Origin of the sequence: Amycolatopsis sp. NPDC051371 (assembly GCF_040682155.1) — a bacterium.
GTDB lineage: Bacteria > Actinomycetota > Actinomycetes > Mycobacteriales > Pseudonocardiaceae > Amycolatopsis.
This window is the reverse complement of record NZ_JBFBAG010000026.1, coordinates 60,200-78,256: the sequence shown is the minus strand read 5'-3', so window position 1 is coordinate 78,256 and position 18,057 is coordinate 60,200. Positions and strand designations below refer to the sequence as shown.

At 69.8% G+C, this 18,057-nt stretch carries 20 protein-coding genes; 8 read left to right on the top strand and 12 right to left on the bottom strand.

The features are described from left to right. Window positions 1-16: 16 nt before the first annotated feature. The 3 genes from AB0M59_RS29225 (at window position 17) to AB0M59_RS29215 (ending at window position 1,640) form a co-directional block, all read left to right on the top strand. Window positions 17-232 carry a hypothetical protein gene (locus tag AB0M59_RS29225; protein WP_364621229.1) on the top strand — a complete coding sequence of 72 codons (216 nt, stop codon included), beginning with the start codon at window positions 17-19 and terminating at the stop codon, window positions 230-232. After that, entirely contained in the window at window positions 229-936 is a 708-nt protein-coding gene (locus AB0M59_RS29220; RefSeq protein ID WP_364621226.1) for a helix-turn-helix domain-containing protein, read from the top strand. The genes AB0M59_RS29225 and AB0M59_RS29220 overlap by 4 nt, the downstream gene beginning before the upstream one ends. A 62-nt stretch (window positions 937-998) precedes the next feature. Further along, entirely contained in the window at window positions 999-1,640 is a 642-nt protein-coding gene (locus AB0M59_RS29215; protein ID WP_364621223.1) for a DUF4142 domain-containing protein, read from the top strand. Between the two features lie 10 nt (window positions 1,641-1,650). Here AB0M59_RS29215 and AB0M59_RS29210 read toward each other — a convergent pair whose 3' ends face one another. Then, complete coding sequence (locus tag AB0M59_RS29210) at window positions 1,651-1,992, bottom strand: hypothetical protein (RefSeq protein ID WP_364621220.1); 342 nt, start codon at window positions 1,990-1,992, stop codon at window positions 1,651-1,653. Between the two features lie 171 nt (window positions 1,993-2,163). Here AB0M59_RS29210 and AB0M59_RS29205 point away from each other — a divergent pair, with 171 nt between their 5' ends. Then, the gene (locus AB0M59_RS29205) at window positions 2,164-2,658 is read left to right on the top strand and encodes a MarR family transcriptional regulator (RefSeq protein ID WP_364621217.1); all 495 of its coding nucleotides are present in this window, start codon (window positions 2,164-2,166) and stop codon (window positions 2,656-2,658) included. Window positions 2,659-2,665: 7 nt separating this feature from the next. On the opposite strand, the gene AB0M59_RS29200 is transcribed toward AB0M59_RS29205, so the two are convergent. Together AB0M59_RS29200 and AB0M59_RS29195 are read right to left on the bottom strand one after the other, a co-directional pair. Beyond that, a complete protein-coding gene (locus AB0M59_RS29200; protein WP_364621215.1) occupies window positions 2,666-3,091 on the bottom strand; it encodes a DUF6292 family protein in 426 nt (141 codons plus the stop codon). Further along, window positions 3,091-4,011 carry a cytochrome c oxidase assembly protein gene (locus AB0M59_RS29195; protein WP_364621212.1) on the bottom strand — a complete coding sequence of 307 codons (921 nt, stop codon included), beginning with the start codon at window positions 4,009-4,011 and terminating at the stop codon, window positions 3,091-3,093. Before AB0M59_RS29195 ends, AB0M59_RS29200 begins: the two co-directional genes overlap by 1 nt. A 94-nt stretch (window positions 4,012-4,105) precedes the next feature. On the opposite strand from AB0M59_RS29195, the gene AB0M59_RS29190 reads away from it, so the two are divergent. Next, window positions 4,106-6,352 (top strand): heavy metal translocating P-type ATPase, encoded by a 2,247-nt coding sequence (locus AB0M59_RS29190; RefSeq protein WP_364621210.1) that lies wholly within the window; start codon window positions 4,106-4,108, stop codon window positions 6,350-6,352. Here the strand turns inward: AB0M59_RS29190 and AB0M59_RS29185 are convergent. From AB0M59_RS29185 to AB0M59_RS29155, 7 genes are all read right to left on the bottom strand, one after another. After that, a complete protein-coding gene (locus AB0M59_RS29185) occupies window positions 6,331-6,903 on the bottom strand; it encodes a vitamin K epoxide reductase family protein (RefSeq protein WP_364621208.1) in 573 nt (190 codons plus the stop codon). The genes AB0M59_RS29190 and AB0M59_RS29185 overlap by 22 nt on opposite strands. Then, the gene (locus AB0M59_RS29180; protein WP_364621205.1) at window positions 6,900-7,616 is read right to left on the bottom strand and encodes a thioredoxin domain-containing protein; all 717 of its coding nucleotides are present in this window, start codon (window positions 7,614-7,616) and stop codon (window positions 6,900-6,902) included. Before AB0M59_RS29180 ends, AB0M59_RS29185 begins: the two co-directional genes overlap by 4 nt. A 113-nt stretch (window positions 7,617-7,729) precedes the next feature. After that, window positions 7,730-9,469: a chloride channel protein gene (locus AB0M59_RS29175; protein ID WP_364621203.1), complete on the bottom strand. Its 1,740-nt coding sequence runs from the start codon at window positions 9,467-9,469 to the stop codon at window positions 7,730-7,732. 45 nt (window positions 9,470-9,514) lie between these two features. Then, the gene (locus tag AB0M59_RS29170; protein WP_364621201.1) at window positions 9,515-9,943 is read right to left on the bottom strand and encodes a hypothetical protein; all 429 of its coding nucleotides are present in this window, start codon (window positions 9,941-9,943) and stop codon (window positions 9,515-9,517) included. A 273-nt stretch (window positions 9,944-10,216) separates the two neighbouring features. Further along, entirely contained in the window at window positions 10,217-11,509 is a 1,293-nt protein-coding gene (locus AB0M59_RS29165) for an ArsB/NhaD family transporter (protein ID WP_364621199.1), read from the bottom strand. A 16-nt stretch (window positions 11,510-11,525) separates the two neighbouring features. After that, the gene (locus AB0M59_RS29160; RefSeq protein WP_364621196.1) at window positions 11,526-11,972 is read right to left on the bottom strand and encodes a CBS domain-containing protein; all 447 of its coding nucleotides are present in this window, start codon (window positions 11,970-11,972) and stop codon (window positions 11,526-11,528) included. Between the two features lie 39 nt (window positions 11,973-12,011). Then, window positions 12,012-13,217 carry a cation:proton antiporter gene (locus AB0M59_RS29155; protein ID WP_364621193.1) on the bottom strand — a complete coding sequence of 402 codons (1,206 nt, stop codon included), beginning with the start codon at window positions 13,215-13,217 and terminating at the stop codon, window positions 12,012-12,014. A 202-nt stretch (window positions 13,218-13,419) separates the two neighbouring features. Between AB0M59_RS29155 and AB0M59_RS29150 the strand changes: the two genes are divergently transcribed. Then, window positions 13,420-14,799 (top strand): amino acid permease, encoded by a 1,380-nt coding sequence (locus tag AB0M59_RS29150; RefSeq protein ID WP_364621191.1) that lies wholly within the window; start codon window positions 13,420-13,422, stop codon window positions 14,797-14,799. A 3-nt stretch (window positions 14,800-14,802) separates the two neighbouring features. On the opposite strand, the gene AB0M59_RS29145 is transcribed toward AB0M59_RS29150, so the two are convergent. Together AB0M59_RS29145 and AB0M59_RS29140 are read right to left on the bottom strand one after the other, a co-directional pair. Continuing rightward, complete coding sequence (locus tag AB0M59_RS29145; RefSeq protein WP_364621398.1) at window positions 14,803-15,297, bottom strand: hypothetical protein; 495 nt, start codon at window positions 15,295-15,297, stop codon at window positions 14,803-14,805. Continuing rightward, window positions 15,231-15,839: a potassium channel family protein gene (locus AB0M59_RS29140; RefSeq protein ID WP_364621188.1), complete on the bottom strand. Its 609-nt coding sequence runs from the start codon at window positions 15,837-15,839 to the stop codon at window positions 15,231-15,233. The genes AB0M59_RS29145 and AB0M59_RS29140 overlap by 67 nt, the downstream gene beginning before the upstream one ends. Window positions 15,840-16,055: 216 nt before the next feature. Here AB0M59_RS29140 and AB0M59_RS29135 point away from each other — a divergent pair, with 216 nt between their 5' ends. Together AB0M59_RS29135 and AB0M59_RS29130 are read left to right on the top strand one after the other, a co-directional pair. Beyond that, entirely contained in the window at window positions 16,056-17,216 is a 1,161-nt protein-coding gene (locus AB0M59_RS29135; protein ID WP_364621185.1) for a glycine betaine/L-proline ABC transporter ATP-binding protein, read from the top strand. Further along, window positions 17,209-18,057 carry an ABC transporter permease subunit gene (locus tag AB0M59_RS29130; RefSeq protein ID WP_364621183.1) on the top strand — a complete coding sequence of 283 codons (849 nt, stop codon included), beginning with the start codon at window positions 17,209-17,211 and terminating at the stop codon, window positions 18,055-18,057. Before AB0M59_RS29135 ends, AB0M59_RS29130 begins: the two co-directional genes overlap by 8 nt.

The following is an 18,057-nucleotide window of genomic DNA, read 5'->3' as shown; positions in this document are numbered from 1 at the left end:
CCCACACAATGAGGGCATGACCGTCGAAACCCACCAGGCCGACGACATCACCGACGAGGTCCGCACCTGGCTGACCGGCGAGTTCGCGTCGCTGCTGCCCGCGGCCGACATCGCCGAGATCGTCCGGTCGGCCCGCACCGACCTCGAAGGCCAGATCGTGCCCGAGGCCATGGGCGAGATGCTGCACCGGCTGGCCCGGTTCCGCGTTCTGCGCACGCTCGAACACGCATGACCTCCTACCGTCAGCACTGCCCGGTGGCCACCGCGGCCGAAGTGCTCGGCCAGTCGTGGACCCTGCTCGTCGTCCGGGAACTGCTGCACGGCAACAGCCGCAGCAGCGAGATCGCCCGCGGCGTGCCGGGCATGTCGTCCGCACTGCTGGCCCGGCGGCTCAAACAGCTCACCGAAGCCGGCGTGGTCACGCGGCTCGCGTCCACCGGCGAAGGACAGTTCGCGCTCACCCCGGCCGGCCGCGACCTCGCACCGGTCATCGAGCACCTGGGCCACTGGGGCCGTCGCTGGATGCCACCACCCCGCAGCGGTGACCTGAAGCCCAACCTGCTGCTGCTCGACATCTGCCGGAGCATCGACCCCGCCCGGCTGCCCCGGGAGAAGGTCTCCCTGCACCTGAGGTTCGCCGAGACCCCGCCACCCCGCTGGTGGTGGTTGGTCCTCTCCCCCGAAGGCGCCACCTCTACCGACACCGATCCCCGGCTGCCCATGGTGGCCCGGATCGACTGCACCGTTTCCGCGCTGGCCGGCGTCTGGCTCGGCCACCGGACTTGGCGGGAGGCACTGTCCGAGCATGCGATCCGGTTCGACGGAACCCGCGAAGCGGTCCGGAACACGATCGCCTGGCTCGGCCGCAACCGCTTCACCGAGTCGGCCCTGAAGGTTTCCGCATCGAACAGAATGACGGCACAACAGTTTGACTGAACCAGTTGCTTCCGGGATCCGTGTTTCCACGGGAAGACACCGAACTCTCCTGGAGGCCGACGATGAAGTCCCGGAAGTCGCGGATCGCGCTGTGTGGCGCGCTCGCCCTCGCCGTCACAGCGTGTGCCCCGCCCAACGCCCAGGTGGTGACGGCTCCCCAGGCCCCGGCGGTGACCGGCCCAGCGGCTGCGGCGGCGCCGCCGACACTGACCGAAGCCAACCTGACCGAGACGCCGTTCGGGCCGATCAGCCCGGCCGGGAGGAAGCTGCTCACCATCGTGGAACAGACCAGCCTCCGCGAGATCACGACGTCGACGTGGGCCCTGCAGCGCTCAGCCAACCCGGCCGTCCAGGAAGCCGCCCGGACCATCATCACCCAGCACAAGGACCTCGAAAGCCGCGACACCGACATCAGCACCCGGATGGGCCTGGCCGTTCCGACCCAGCCCGCCCCCGACATGCAGGCCGGGATCGACCGCATGCGTGGCGAGTTCGGGGACGCGTTCGACCGGGACTACGTCAACACCCTGCGCAAGGCCCACGCCGAGGCCCTGATCCTGGTGTCCACAGTGCGCGCCGACACGCGCAACACCCTGGTCCGGCCGTTCGCGGATCTCGCGGGCGACTACATCAAAACCCACATCAACCTGCTGGAGAAGTCCGGCGACGTCGACTACGCACAACTCCCGGTGCCCGGCCTGTGAACCAGCGGAGTCAGCGGCGGTAGGGCGCTCCAGGCGTCGGCTGCCGCACCCCGGGCCGCCGCCGGTACGCGTCCGGCCTCGCCGCGGGCGGTCGCGGCCGGGCACGTACCGGCGCGGGCCTCGCCTGCGTCTGCGGTCGTGGTCGCCGGGTGGGTGGCAGCGGGGCGGGCCGGTTGGCCCACGAATCGAACACGACGATCAAGCCGGCGAAGACCGCGACGAAGAGACCGGCCGGAACGCTGACCATCGCCACCACGATCCCGGCGACGAGCAGCATCGGCAGCACAGCGAGCAGGCAGTACGGGTCGACCTTCCCGAAGATCGGACGCGAGGGCTCCTCACGCCGGTTCATGCGCGCCCCATCGAAATATGTTTCCTCCACTCATTGTTGTAGTATGCAATACTTTACCGATCGCCGCCAGTGTCGTTGGTCACCCGGACATAAGGGATCAATCAGGCCTATTGTGAAGATCTGGCGCGGCTGATCGGCAGGTCCATGCCCACGTCGGGCACACTGGTGGGTATGCCTCGCAGCTCCTCTGCCCTCGACGCGACGGACGTCGACGCTGTCACCGATGCCGTGCTGACCGCTTCCCGTCTGCTGGTGGCCGTGTCGGCCCGGTCGATCGCCGCCGCCGGCGACGCGATCACCCTGCCGCAGTTCCGCCTCCTGGTTGTCCTGCAGACGCGGGGCCCGCTCAAGCACGCCGACCTCGCGGAGTACTTGCAGGTCACGCCGTCGACCGCGAGCCGGATGGTCGACCGCCTGGTCACGGTCGGCATGGTCGACCGGCAGCACAGCACCGTGTCTCGCCGGGAGATCGTGTTGGCCCTGACCCGCGAGGGCACCAAAGTGGTCCGTCAGGTGACCGCGCGGCGACGCAAGGAGATCGCGAAGATCGTCGCCCGGATGCCGGACGAAGCCCGCCACGGCCTGGTCGACGTCCTCACCGCGTTCGCCGAGGCCGGCGGCGAACCGCCCGCGTCGGCCGTCGCTCCCGAAGCCGTCTGGACCTGATCGCCCGCTACCGCAATGGCGGCGCGTTCCGGCCGACCGCGTAGCCGGAGAGCAACTCGGTGAGCCCCGGCCCGTCGCCGGGCAGTGGTGGCGCCGAGCGGCCACCCTTGTGGCGCCCGGCGAGCACGTCGGCGACGAACTCCCCCACCTCGGCCGGCGCCGCGATCACCCGCGTCCCGAGCCGGGCCACCACCGCCGACGGCCGGTGAGCGGTGTTCTCCAGGCAGACCTTCCAGCCACGCTCGGCGGACCAGATCAGCATCAGGTCGCACTCGGGATGGGCGGCACAGCGGTCCGGTAGCGCGAGGTAGGCCGCCGGGCGGTTTCCGAGTTCCCAGGCCGCGGCCTGCGGGGGCACGCCCACCGCCGCGGCGACCGCGCGTACGTAGCCGGCCAGCCCGAACACCTCGTGGGCAGCCTCGTTGTCCAGCATCAGTGCCCCGTTTCCTGGCCGGCGAGCCGGGCGAGCATGGCGTTGTAGGAGCGCAGCGCTTCCTCGTCGTCGTCGACCGCGGTGCCTTCGCCGAGGTCCAGGGCGGACCGGCGCGCCGACTCCAGCCACGTTCCCAGATCGTCGCCGCGATCCATCGCCGACATCCAGCGGCCGATGACGAACACGGCCAGCGCCGCCATCAGGGCGTCGCCGCCCACCCACATCGCCGCGCCACCCCAGTGCAGGTCCTCCACCAGTCCGGGACCCCAGTAGCGGACCACGGCCGCGTACGCCGGGAACGGCTCGGCCGGAGTCATCATCAACACGACGCCGACCACGGCGTCCACGACCATCGCGCCGAACAGCACGACCAGCCGGGCGAGGTGGGACAACGGCGGCCGCCCCGGCCGCACCCCGACCAGCGGCAGCAGCAGGAGCAGCCCGGAACCCAGGTAGAGCAGCTCCTCGACACCATGCGCGAGCGGCGAGGTGAGCGCGCTCTGCAGGAACGGCGTCAGGTGGGTCCCGACGACGACCGCGGTGTAACCGGCGAAGCCCACCGCCGGGTGCGTGACCACCCCCAGGGGTCGCGCAGCCCGCCCGAGCACCCGGCGCGGCCGGCCCAGGACCAGGTCGAGCGGCCGGCCGAGCAACAGCAGCGCCGGAACGACCATGATCAGCAGCAGGTGCTGGGCCATGTGCATCGAAAACAGGACGTCACTGTAGGCGTTCACGGCGCCGCCGACCGCGAACACCGCCAGCCCGGTCCCGGTCAGGAACGCGACCGCCCGGCCCCAGGGCCAGCCGGGCCGCTGGACCGCGGCGGCGACATAGCCGACCCCGGCCGTCGCGAGCAGGACCACGGCCGGAACCGGCAGATCCCATTCTGTGAGCAGAGTCGACCACGTCAGCGGAGGCATCGCACCCCGATTCCCGGGCCTTCGCAACTCGAGAGCACAATTGCTATAAGCAACATTTGTATCATGCTAGTGGACGAAGGGAGGCGTTCCGACGATGCCGGTGGTCTCCCCGGCCCCGCGACGAGCCGAGCTCGCCGTCGGCGGTATGACCTGCGCGGCCTGTGCGGCGCGAGTCGAACGGAAGCTGAACAAGCTCGATGGGGTCACCGCGAGTGTCAACTACGCCACCGAGCGAGCCGTCGTGCACACGTCCGTTCCGGACGAGGTTCTCGTGGACGCGGTGACGCGCGCCGGTTACCGGGCCGAAGTTCTCACCCGGGGACGGCCGGCGAACCGATCGTCCGACGAGGTCCGCCGGATCTGGCGGCGCCTGGTGGCCGCTTTGCTGCTGGGCGTTCCCGTCGCGGATCTGTCGTTCACCTTGGCGCTGGTGCCGTCGTTGCGCTTTCCCGGCTGGCAACTCGTCGTGCTGGCGCTGGGTCTGCCGGTGGTGACGTGGTGCGCGTGGCCGTTCCACGTCAAGGCCGCGGCCGCGCTGAGGCAGCGGACGACCTCGATGGACACCCTCGTGTCGACCGGGATTGTGGCTGCCACGCTCTGGTCCGCGTACGCGATGACCCGGCCCGCGACGTCTGCGGCCACGGACGGTGGCTGGGGCCTGCTGCTGCGGCCGTCCGGCTCGCTCTACCTCGATGTCGCGGTCGGGGTGACCATTTTTGTGCTCGCCGGACGGCTCTATGAGGCGAAGGCCAAGCGTGCCTCAGGGGACGCTTTGCGCGCGCTGGGCGAACTTGGCGTCAAGGACGTCATCGTGGTCGACGCCGACGGCCGGGAAGAGCTCATCCCCGCGGCGGACCTGCGGGTGGGTGACCGCTTCGTCGTCCGGCCCGGCGAAGCGGTCGCGACTGACGGAATCGTCTTGTCCGGCTCGTGCGCCGTGGACGGCAGCGCGATGACCGGCGAATCGGTACCCCGTGAGGTGGCGGCAGGCGACCCGGTGCTCGGCGCGACGGTCGCCATCGGCGGGCGGATCGTCGTCCGCGCCACGTCGGTGGGCCTGGACACCCGGCTGGGCCGGCTCACCCGGCTCGTCGAGAACGCACTGTTCGAGAAGGCGCGGGTCCAGCGGGTCGCCGACCGGATCTCCGCGGTGTTCGTGCCGGTGGTCCTCGCCTTGGCGGCCGGTACCTTCGCCCTCTGGTACGCCGTCGGCGGCGCGGCCGAACCCGCTTTCGGCTCCGGGCTGGCGGTGCTCATCATCGCCTGCCCGTGCGCGCTCGGCCTGGCCACGCCGACCGCGATGCTCGTCGCGTCCGGGCGTGGGGCCCAGCTCGGTGTATTCCTGAAGGGCCACCAGGCGATCGAGGCGGCGCGAGCCGTCGACACCGTGGTGCTGGACAAGACTGGCACGGTGACGGCCGGCCGCATCGGCGTCACGGCGGTCCGTTCCCACGGTGCCGCGCACGACGACGTGCTTCGCCTCGCGGCCGCCGTCGAGCAGGCGTCCGAACATCTCATCGCCACCGCGATCGTCGCCGAGGCAAACCGGACGATCGGCACTGTCCCAGCGGTGACTGGGTTCAGCGCCCTGGCCGGGCTGGGCGCCCGAGGCAAGGTCGAAAGACACGACGTGGTGGTCGGTTCGCTGCGGCTGCTCACCGAATCGGCGATCACGGTCCCCTCGGCCGTGTCCGCCGAGGCGGCCCGCTGCGAACAGGAAGGCTCCGGAGTCGTCGCGGTCGCTCGCGACGGTGTCGCGATCGGCGTCTTGGCGATCACCGACACCCTCCGGCCCGGCGCGGCCAAGGCGGTGGCCGAACTGCACGCCCTGGGGCTGCGCACGATCCTGCTGACCGGCGACCGCGAGCCGGCCGCCCGCGCGATCGCCGCCGAACTCGATGTCGGCGAGGTGATCGCCGAGGTTTTGCCCGACGAGAAGGCGGCGGTGATCCAGCGCCTGCGCCGGGAGGGCCGGACGGTCGCCATGGTCGGTGACGGGATCAACGACGCGCCCGCGCTGGCCGGGACCGATCTGGGGTTCGCCCTGGTCACCGGAACCGATGTCGCGGCGAACGCCGCTGACGTCGTGCTCGTCGGCACCGACCTGACCGTGGTCGCCCGGGCCGTGCGGCTGGCCCGGGCGACGCTGCGCACGATCCGCGGGAACCTGTGGTGGGCGTTCGGGTACAACATCGCCGCCATCCCGGTCGCGGCCGCCGGGCTGCTGAACCCGGTGATCTCGGCCGCCGCGATGGCGGCGTCCTCGCTGTTCGTCGTCTCGAACAGCCTCCGACTGCGCTCCTTCGACGCGGCGCGGACTCAGACCACCGACACCCAGTAGTCCCAGAAGGCCTGGACGATCAGCCCGGCGATGACCACGTACCACAGCGCCAAGAGCCCGGTGTGGATGCGGCGCAAGCCCGCCCCGGCCCGGGTGCCGTCCAGGTTGTGCAGCGTGGTGTACCAGAAGATCGCGATGGTCACGACCCACACGACCATGCAGTACGGGCACAGGGCGTGGATGCGGTACAGGCTCTGGAAGACCAGCCAGTGCACGAACACCACGCCGAACGTCACTCCGAGCTGCAGCCCCGACCACACCCAGCGCGGCGGGCGGTACCCGGTCAGCAGGGCGACGCCCACCGTCACGACGACGGCGAACGTCGCGATGCCGATGAGCGGGTTGGGGAACCCGAACGCCGAAGCCTGCGGGCTGTCCATCACCGAACCGCAGGACACGACCGGGTTCAGCGAACAGCTCGGGACGTAGTCCGGGTTCCGGAGCTTTTCGATCTTCTCGATGGTCAGGGTGACCCCGGCGACCAGACCGAGGGCACCGCCGGCGACGTAGAGCCAGGCCAGGCCGCGGTGGGACCGCACCGCGGCGATCACAGGTCGAGTTCCTTGTCGAGCAGGGTGCGCAGTTCCTGGCTGATCGCGGGATAGGTCGTGCCGGTCGGCCGGAACTCGGTCCCGTTGACGAACAGGGTGAGGGTGCTGGTGACGCCGGCTTTCTGCCCGTCGGCCTTGCCTTGGTCGATCCGCTGCTGGACCGCGGGCGAGGCCATGTCGCGGTGGAAGCGGTCGAGGTCGAATCCGAGGTCCTTCGCGTAGGCGTCGAAGCGAGCTTGTGCCCGCTGTTCGTCGCTGCTGACGTTCTGCCCGTCGGGCTGGACGGCCCACGACCGGTAGTCGCCGTAGAGCTTGTCGTACATCTCGCGGTACTTCCCCTGCAGGGCGGCGGCCTCGGCCGCGCGCGCCGCGGGCACCGCGAGCGGGTGCATGGGCAGCGGGAAGTTCCGGGTGACCAGGGTGATGCGGCCGGAGTAGTCGTTCACGAGCTTGCCGGTGATGTTCTGGTAGTACGCCTCGCACGCCGGGCACTGGTAGTCGATGAACTCGACCACGGTCGCCTTCCCGTCCTTGGCTTCGCTCACCGTGTGGCTGTCCGGGTGCCGGAGCACGTCCGCGGCGACCGTGTCTTCACCCGTCGCGGGTGAGTCCTTGTGCTGGAAGACCAGGACTCCGCCGATCACCAGCACGGCGACCGCGAGGACAGCGATCGTGGTCCACGCGTTGGCGGACAGCCCTTTCCCGACTGTCACCGGGTTTTGCTTGTTCTTCGCCATCGCTCCTCGGTTTCCTTTCCGTCAAAAAGAACGCACCTGGCCGCGGGGAACAACGCGAAGGCTCCCGGCCTAGCGGATCCGGTCAGAGGTCACGCCGACGCGAGCGAGGACAGCACCGCCTGGTGCGTAAGCCAGCCGGTCAGCTGGTGGTCGCCGTCCAGCACCGGCAAACCGGTGCCGGGTGCGTTCGTCAACGCGGTCAAGGCGTCGGCGAGCGATGTCTCGCAGGTGACCAGGGGCGGCAGCTCGGCCAGGTCCCCCACGGTGCCGTCGTGGTCGTCGCCCAGCGCCTCGGCGACGGCTTGCGCCGTGACGCAGCCCTGGTAGCGGCCTTCTTCGTCGACCACCGGCAAGATGCCGTGCCCGGACACCGCCAGGGCGTGCGCAGCCCGCTCCAGCGGCGTACCGGCGGGCAGGGGCTCGGGAAGCGGCTCGGCGACGGCCTCGACCGTCGTGGCGGCCAGCCGGCGTTCCTGCGGATGGCGGTCGAGGTCGACGCCGCGGCGGCGCAGTTTGAGTGTGTAGATCGTGTCCCGCGACAACGCTCGGCTCGTCGCCGTCGCGATCACGATCGCGGTCAGCATCGGCAGGATGATCGTGTACTGGCCGGTCAGCTCGAACAGCACGATCACCGCGGTGATCGGCGCCCGCGCCGCCCCGGCGAACGCGGCCCCCATCCCGATCAGCCCGTAGACGCCCGGCGACGCGGTCAGCGACGGCAGCCACGCGTGCACCACGATCCCGAACGCCGTCCCGCCCATCGCGCCGATGAACAGCGACGGCGCGAACACCCCGCCCGAGCCGCCGATGCCGATCGTCAGGCTCGTCGCGACGATCTTGCCGACCAGCAACAGCAGCAGGAACCCGATCAGGTACTTGCCTTCAACGGCGTTCTGTAGCACGGGGTACCCGACGCCGTACATCTGCGGCAGCACCAGCAGCAGCCCGCCGAGGAACACGCCGCCGACAGCCGGACGCAGCCACTCCGGCCCGCGCCACACCCAGTCGCAAAAGTCCTCGATCCAGTACAGGACCCGGGTGAACAGCACCCCGCACGCACCCACGACAACGCCGAGCACGACGAAGAGCAGGTATTCGACGGGGTTGCGCAGGGTGAAGGGCGGCAGGTCGAGGAACGCGGTGTTCCCGAACGCCGCCCGCCCGACCACGCTCGCGGTCACGCTGGCCAGCACCACCGCGCCGAACGACTCCGCGGCGAAGTCGCGCAGGATCAGCTCCATCGCGAAGAACGGACCGGCCAGTGGCGCGTTGAACGTCGCCGCAATCCCACCCGCCGCGCCGCACGCGACCAGCACCCGCAGCCGGGACTCCGGTAGCCGCGTGATCCGGCCCAACGTCGAGCCCAGCGCCGAGCCGATCTGCACGATCGGGCCCTCGCGCCCGACCGAACCGCCGGAACCGATGGTCAGCGCCGACGCCAGTGCCTTCACGGCGCTCACCTGCGCGGGAATCCGGCCGCCGCGCTCGGCGACCGCGTACATCACCTCAGGCACCCCGTGGCCGCGGGCTTCCGGCGCGAACTTGTACACCAGTGGCCCGTAGATTAGCCCCGCCACCACCGGCGCAAGCAGCAGGAACCACGGCCCCAGCTCCGGGAGCCACGGATGGGCAGCCCGCCCCGCGTCGGAATAGTCCGCTTGGCCGGAGAACAGATGGGTGAACGTCGTGATCAGCCAGCGGAACACGATGGCGCCGAGCCCGGCGCCCGCGCCGATGAGCACGGCCAGCCCGACCAGACCGCTTCGGCTTTCCCGCAGCCACCTCCCGATCGGCTGCCGGACCGGGACCGGGACGCGCCTGACCGACATGCTGTTACCTGTAGACACTATTGCATTATGCAATACTTGATTCGATCACGCGGCGCGGTCCCCCACCTGCGCCTTCGCGCGCTGCCGGTAGGTCAGCACCGCGCTGAGCCCACTCAAGCCCAGGAGCAGCACGCCCACGACTAGGTCGGTGACGACGACGCGAGCAAGCTCATACCCCAGCACGAAGGGCGCGGCGACGAGCCAGAGACCCAGCGCGGCATTGACGACGCTGAACGCCGGGAAATCCCGGGGCATCACGGTCCGGACCAGGGCCAGCACGCCGACCACCAGCGCCACCAGCACGTCGATGCCGTCAGCGACGCCGCCTCGCACGTGACTGAAGTGCAGCACGTAGGGCGCGAAGCCGAGCCACAGTGCCGCCACGAAGGCCAGCGAACTGGGCAGGCTCGGCGTCAGCGCGCCTTCGGTGCCCGGTCCGATCCAGAAGTGCTGTTCGACACCACGGGTGACCATGATCCCTCCGGCGTTCCTCGTCGCTTACCATTGCATACGACAACAGTTTACTCTTCTGACGAAGGTCTGGCGCGGCGGCGAGGCACCGCTCTGTACCCGCCGCCGCGTCACGACGCCGCTTCCGCCGAGGCCGGAGCCTTCCTGCACCCGTGGTCCGCGCCCCCAAACCCATGACGCGTTCCTCGCTCACGACGGCCGCTCCGGACCCGCCGGCGCCGGACTTCACTGTCCCGTGGAATGCTCCCGCCGGACCTGACGATTTCCTTGCGATCCTCAGCCGAGCACGAAGTAGCGCAGCCAGAGGTAGGGCGCGGCGATCAGCACCGTCAGCAGGGTGACCTGAGCGCCTTTGCGGGTGAACTCCCAGAATGAGATTGGACTGCCGGAGCGTGCCGCGATGCCGAGCATCACGACGTTGGCGCTCGCCCCGATTGCTGTCATGTTGCCGCCGAAGTCGGCGCCGAGGGCCAGCGACCACCAGAGTGCCTCCGAGTGCGTCGGGTCCAGGATGTCCTGGCTGAGCGCGAGGACGAGCGGGCTCATGGTCGCCACGTACGGGATGTTGTCGATCACCCCGGACAGCAGCGCGGACACCACGAGGATCAGCATCACCGCGAGCAGCGCGTTGCCGCCGGTGGCGTCGGCGGCCAGCTTGGCGAGGTTCCCGATCACGCCCGTCTTGACCAGCGCGCCGATCATCACGAACAGCCCCGCGAAGAACAGCAGCGTCTCCCACTCCACGCCCGCCAGGTAGTGCTCGGGACTCGCCCGGGAGATGAGCACGAGCACGCCGGCACCCAGCAGAGCCACGACCGACGGCTCGATGTGGAACAGCGAGTGCCCGATGAACCCGATGAACACCGCGAGCAGTACGAGACCGCACTTGACCAGCAGCCTGCGGTCGCGGATCGCCTCCCGCTCGTTCAGGCGCATCACGTCCGCCACCCGCGCCGGATCGACCGAGAATGATCCGCGGAACACCCATCGCAGCGCGAGTGTGAACGCCACCAGTTCGATCGCGACGATCGGAGCCATGTTGACCAGGAAGTCGTTGAACGTCAGGCCCGCCCGGCTGCCGATGATGATGTTGGGCGGGTCACCGATCAGCGTCGCCGCACCGCCGATGTTCGAGGCCAGCACCTCGGCGATGAGGAACGGTGTGGGCTTGATGTCGAGCCGGTCGCAGACCAGCAGCGTGACCGGCGCGATCAGCAGCACCGTCGTGACGTTGTCCAGGAACGCCGACGCGACCGCCGTGATCAGCGCGAGCAGCACCATGATCCGCAGCGGCGAGCCCTTGGCGCGCTTGGCCGCCCAAATGGCGATGTACTCGAAGACGCCGGTGCGGCGCAGCACGCCGACAATGATCATCATGCCGAGCAGCAAGAAGACGACGTTCCAGTCGATGCCGGTGTCGTGGGAGTAGAACGCGTCGTCGGCGCCGGTCACGCCCAAAGCCAGGACCACCCCTGCCCCGGCCAGCGCCGCGACCATCTTGGGGATCTTCTCGGTGGCGATGAAGACGTAGGCGATGACGAAGACGACAACGGCGAGGACGGTGCTCATCGCACCGTTCCTCGGGTCAGCGGGGCTTGAGGGCCAGCTCCAGCAGCCGCGATGCGGAGATCACGCCGAGCAGCCGCTTGTCTTCCATCACCGCGACCAGCGGGCAGCGCAGCCGGGCCATGATCGCCGCGACCTCCACGATCGTGTCGTCGGACTGCACCCGAGGCAACTCCGCCGGCTTCTCCGGGAGCAACGACCGCACCGTCTTGCCACCCAGCTTGTCCGCGACCCGGTCGGCCATCGACTCGTCCAGCACTCCCGCCAGCGACGGGTCGTCCTGCACGTACCGCGGCACCAGGAACTGCACGACCTGCGAAGCGGGCAGGATCGAACACGGGCAACCGGAGGCGTCGGTCACCACGATGCCCGGCAGCCGCCGCTCCGCCAGCAGCTTCGCCGCGGCGAGCGCGTCGGAGTCCAGGTCCACGACCGGGTAGTCCTCGGCCATCTCCACAGCGTGCATCCGCCCAGGGTACGGCGGGCGGGCCGGTTTCGTGCGGCACTATCCGGCGCTCCTTTCGGTTTCTTGACGGCCGGTGGGCAGGTTGTCCGGTGGCTCGAAGCTCAGCGCCTTGGCCACCGGGACGTCGGTCGAGGAGTGCAGGACGATGGACAGCGCGATGGTGACGGTGACCAGGTCGAACACCAGCTCCGCGTCGGGAATGCCGGACTGCAGGGCGAGCAGGCCGTACACGACCGATGCGAACCCCTTGGGCCCGAACCACGCGGCGGCGGCCCGTTCCCGGCCCGACATCTTCGTGCGCAGCAGTGACAAGGCCATCGCGGCCGGGCGGACCAGGACGATCGCCAGCACGGCGAGCACCCAGCCGCCCCAGCTCAGGTGCCCCAGCCGCTCCGGGGTGACCAGCGCACCGAACACCAGCAGGGCGGCGAATTTGGTGATTTCCGAGAGCAGGTCGCCGAGCGGTTCGAAGTGCTCGGCGGCCAACTTGTCCATCGTGGCGAGCGTCGAGCCGGCGGCGAAGGCAGCCAGGTACGGGTTGGCATGGGTCAGGTGGCACGCCGCGTACAGCATCACCGCGACCGCGAGCGGGCCGAGGGCCTGCAGCCGCGGCTCGGCGGTGAGTACCTTGAGCCGCCACGCCAGGGTGACCAGGGCGGGGATTGCGATCCCCAGGACCAGCCCGAGCACCAGCTCGATGCCCACCGTGCCCAGGTCCGAGTGCGTGTGGGCGGCGGTGGCCAGGAAGATCAGCACGAACGGCAGCGCGAGCCCGTCGTTGAGCCCCGATTCGACGTTCAGCAGTCGCCGCAGCCGCAGCGGGACGTCGTCGCGGCCGACGATCGCCGCCGCGAACACCGGGTCGGTCGGTGAGAGGATCGCCCCCAGCAGCAGGGCCGTCGGCCAGTCCAGCCCGACCAGGAAGTGCGCCGGCACCGCGATACCGATCATCGTGAGGGGCATGCCCAGGCCCAGCGCACGGCCGGAGAGCCGCCAGCCCTCCCGCAGCGCGCGGACGTTGGCGCGCTGGCCGTCGGTGAACAAGACCGTGAAGAGCGCGATGTCGGCGAGCGCGGTGACCAGCGGATCGTGCGGGGCGATCTGCACCAGCCCGAAGCCGCCCTGACCGATGAGTGCGCCGGCGAGCAGGAACAGCAATGCCGTCGACAGCACGGTCCGCGCGGCGACGCCGGAGAGGGACACGCTGATGAGCAAGACGACGCCGAACGTCAGTACGAGCGCCATGGAAAATCCGTCCTCGAGTCGCGTCCTCCGTCCGCTTCGGACGAAGGGCCGACCAGACTTCCCGGCACTCCAGGCGTAAAGATGCCGCAAAAATCCGCCCGGGGCAAACCGGATACGCATACCGGGCCGCCAGGGTGGGCATGCCCGCACCGCAGGATTTCGCAAAGATCCCGCGTTCCGGCTTGACACGGAGGAATCACGCTTGACCCAGCTGAAGAGCCGGCGCGGACCGGTGACGCCCAGCCGCGCGGTGCTGCTTTTCGCCTTCGCCTTCGCCGTGATGGCCGACCCGGTGTCTTCGGTCGCCTACGCCATCGAAGCCGCGCTGCGGGCACTGCGCGGCGACCTCGCCCTCCTGCTTCCGACGATGGCGCTCGTCGTCGCGATCGTCGTGCTCGTCATCGTCAACTACCACCAGCTCGTCGCCCGGTACCCTCAGGGCGGCGGTGCGGCCGCCGCGACCGGGGAGGCGTTCGGCGAGGGCACCGCCTTCGTCCCGATCGGCGCGCTGATCGTCGACTTCGTGCTGACGATCGCGATCAGCTCGGCGGCGGGTGCCTCCGCCGTGATCGCGTTCTTCCCCGCCCTCGCTCCGTGGCGGGTCCTCATCGCGGTGCTCCTGGTCGCCGGCGTGGCGGGCGGTACCTGGTTCGGTCACCTGGGGCGCACGGTGTTCGCCCTGATGACGGTGGCGTTCATCGTGCTCACCGTCGTGGTCCTGGTGTCGGCGTTCTTCGTGCCCGCTCGGGCGGCCGCGGCAGCCTCGCCCGATCCCGGCCACTCCCCGCTCATCGCGGTCGCGCTCGCCTTCCCTGTGGCGATGGCGCTGGCCACCGGGATCGAGGCGCCGTCGTCGGCGATCGCCCAGCTCGGGCAGCTCGACGACCCGGGACGTCGCCGCTTCGGCCGGGTGACCCTCTGGCTGACCCTCGGCGTGGTCGGCACGAGCACGCTGGGGCTCACTGCGCAGGCGGTCCGCCTCGGCGTCGGGGTTCCGCACGAGAACACCACGCAGATCGCCGAACTCGCGCGGGCCGCGACGTCGACACCGGTCTTCGCGGCGTTCCAGCTCACCACCGCGCTGCTGCTGCTTTCCGCGGCAAGCTCGTCGTTCCAGGCCGGGCCCGGCCTGTTCAAGGCGCTGGCGCGGCACCACCACGCCGACGGCACGAGCACGGGCATCCTGCCGGCGTGGCTGGGCCGGACGAACAGCCACCACACGCCGTACTGGGGTGTCGTGGTCTTCATGGCCGCGGCGGCTCTGGTCACCGCGGCCGCGGGCGGCCGCGACCAGGAGCTGGTGCTCTTCTACGCCGCCTCGGTGTTCGTCAGCCTCTTCGCCGGCCTGGTCGCGATGGCGCGGTTTTCCTGGCGGGAACGCCGGTTCGGGTTCCTGGTGATCAACTTCGCGGGAGCGGTCGCGGTGGCGTTCACCCTGGCGGTCAACCTCACTCGCGGTGACCCGGTCGTCTCGATCTCGGCGGCCTTGCTGATCGCCGCCGCCCTGTACGCGCTGTGGGTGCGGTCCGGGCGGCCGCGTGGCATCCGCAACGTCGCCGCCGAAGCCGAAGAAGACGACTGAAACTCAGCTGCCTGGCTCACGCAGGGCGGTCATGACCTCCGTGCCGGTGAGCCGTCGCGGGCCCACGTAGTACAGCGTCGACCCGGCCGGAAGCTCACCGTCCCAGCCGGGGTTGACCACCAGGCCGTCGGCCGTGCGGGCGGCCAGGATCGTGGCACCGAACGCCCGGCCCAGCGCCAGGCAGCACCGCTCGGTCCGCAGGGTCCCGAGCGACTGCGGTAGCGCCACGGAGTAAGTGCTCGCACCTCCCGCGGTCATCAGCTCCGCGTAGACGTCGGCGATTCCGGGAGAGGTCAGCTCCTCGGTGACCATTCGCGGTGTGTGCCACTGCACGCATTTGATATTCGGGTCGACGTAGCGGACCAGTTCGGCGCGCTCCATGTCCCGCAGCGCGACCACGACGTGCGCCGACGGGTTCGCGTGGTCGACCGTCACCGCGACGGCCAGCGCCTCGTTGTCGTCGGCCATGTCCACCAGAACGGTCGCCGCGCGGTGCACGGCCGCGCGGGCGAGCACGCCGGCGGCCGTCGGCTCGCCGCGGACGAAGTCCACTGGCTCCCCGGGCATGGGTGCACCGGGATTTCCTCACCGGTGCACAGGACCAGGCCGGTCACGCCGTCGGCCAGCAGCTGGGCCACGATGCGCTCGGTCCGGCCGGCCGTGTAGCCGATCAGCACCGTGTGCCCGGTGGTGTGCACCGGTTCGGTCCCCTGCATTCGCCGTCCTTTCGCCTGTTCGAGCGCCGTGGCGAGCCGGGTGAACACCGTCGTGAGGGTCGCGATCCCGCCGATGATGACGTAGCCGCCCACGAAGTGCCCCGCGACGCTCTCCGGCGAGTAGTCGCCGTAGCCCACCGTGGCCGCCGTCACGACGAAGTACCACCAGTAGTTGCCCGGACGCACCAGGTCGCTGCCGGCGGGTTCGGCAAGTGCCATCAGCGGCCAGCTCGTCGCGAACACGAACACGACGACCGCCACCGGTAACAGCCAGCCTCGGCTCAACACCCAGCGGGCCAGCAGCCGCGACAGGAAGAACGTCATCCATCTCCTTCACCGGCGCGGTCGTGAATCCCGCCAGCCGAACACATCGCCGGACCGGACACAACGGACTTTACCGGACTGTAATCGCTTCAAGTTGAGATCGATCAAATATTGCCATGTGCAATGATGCCTCTGGTCAACGTTGACCCGTGTTCCGGTCCCCCAAGGAAAGTCGGGAGTCCATTGCCGACAGTCAGAACCGAGAAACTGTACAAAGTGTTCGGCAGGCGCGCCCAGGAGGCCGTCCGCCGCCTCGAAAACGGCACACCACGCGACGAGCTGGACCTGCCCGGCGCCACCGCCGCGGTCGCTGATGCCTCCTTCGAGGTGCGCGACGGCGAGATCTTCGTCGTGATGGGCCTGTCGGGCTCAGGGAAGTCGACGCTGCTGCGCATGCTCAACGGCCTGCTGCCGGCCACCGCGGGACGCGTGCTCGTGGACGACCAAGACCTCACCGCTCTGTCCAAGAGCGAGGTCCGGCAGCTGCGCAGCCGGCGGATGAGCATGGTGTTCCAGCACTTCGCGTTGTTCCCGCATCGTTCCGTACTGGACAACACCGCCTACGGGCTGCGCGTCCAGGGAGTTCCGCGCGACGAACGCACCCAGCGCGCGGATGAAGCGCTACGGCTGGTCGGGCTGGACGGCTGGGGCGACCGCCTACCCGGGCAGCTCTCCGGCGGCATGCGCCAACGCGTCGGCCTCGCGCGGGCACTGGCCGCCGACACCGACATCCTGCTGATGGACGAGGCGTTCAGCGCGCTGAACCCGTTGATCCGCAGGGAAATGCAGGACGAGCTACTGCAGCTGCAGGCCCGGCTCGGCAAGACGATTGTGTTCATCACCCACGACCTCAACGAAGCCATGCGCCTCGGCGACCGGATCGCGATGATGCGCGACGGCCGGATCGTCCAGCTCGGCTCGGCGAACGAGATCCTCACCTCGCCCGCCGACGAGCACATCGCGCGGTTCGTGCAGGACGTCGACCGGTCCCGCGTGGTCACCGCCGGTTCGGTGATGCGCCCGCCCGGGAAGACGCTGGCGTCGTCGTCGGGACCGCGCGCCTCGATCCACACCATGCGCAAGCTCGAGGTCACCGAGATGTTCGCCGTCGATCCCGACGGCGGTCTCGTCGGCATCGTCACCATGGCCGACGCCGTCGCCGCCGCGGCTCGCGGCGCGAACACCGTCACGAGCGCGGTCAGCAACGGCTTCGCCGAAGTCGCCGCCGACACCAGGGTTTCCGAACTGTTCGCCCCCGCCACCGAGGACCGGCCGATCGCCGTCGTCGACGATCGCCGCCACCTTCTCGGCGTGGTGACAGCGGCGGCGATCCTCGGTGGCCTCGCTCACACCAAGGAGGTGAGCACCGATGCGTGAGGCAGCCTGGCAGGTCCCGCGGATCCCCGTGGGTGATTGGTTCCAAGCCGTGGTCGACTGGCTGCAGAACAACATCGGCCCGTTCTTCGACGTGGTCGACGCCCTCATCAAGGGTGTGGTCGAAGGCCTTTCCGATGCCCTGCAAGCACCACCGGCACCGGTGCTGATCGTCCTGTTCGCCGCGCTCGGCTGGTGGCATCGTGGCTGGCGCTTCGGCGTCGGCTCAGCGGTCGGCTTCGCCCTCATCGACGGACTGGACCGGTTTCCGTCCGCGATGGAGACGCTCGCCCAGGTGCTCGTCGCCGGTGTGGTCGCGGTCGTCGTCGCCGTGCCGATCGGGATCCTGGCCGCGCGCAACGCGACGGTCAGCCGGATCGTGCGGCCGGTACTGGACTTCATGCAGACCCTGCCCGCGTTCGTCTACCTGATCCCGGTGATCTTCTTCTTCTCGATCGGCCCGGTGCCCGGCGTCGTCGCCACCGTGGTGTTCGCGCTGCCACCAGGCGTCCGGCTGACCGAACTGGGCATCCGCCAGGTCGACCCGGAAATGGTCGAGGCGGGCGAGGCGTTCGGCTCGCCGCCGCGGAAGATCCTCACCGAGATACAGCTTCCCCTGGCGCTGCCGACGATCCTGGCAGGGGTCAACCAGATCATCATGCTGTCGCTGTCGATGGTGGTGATCTCCGGCATGGTCGGTGCCCCTGGTCTCGGCGCCGAGGTCTACGCCGCGGTCACCAGCCTGAAACTCGGTGCCGGCTTCGAAGCCGGCCTCGGCGTCGTCGTCCTGGCGATCTACCTCGACCGGCTCAGCAGTGCCCAGCCCGAACGGAAAGACCGCTAG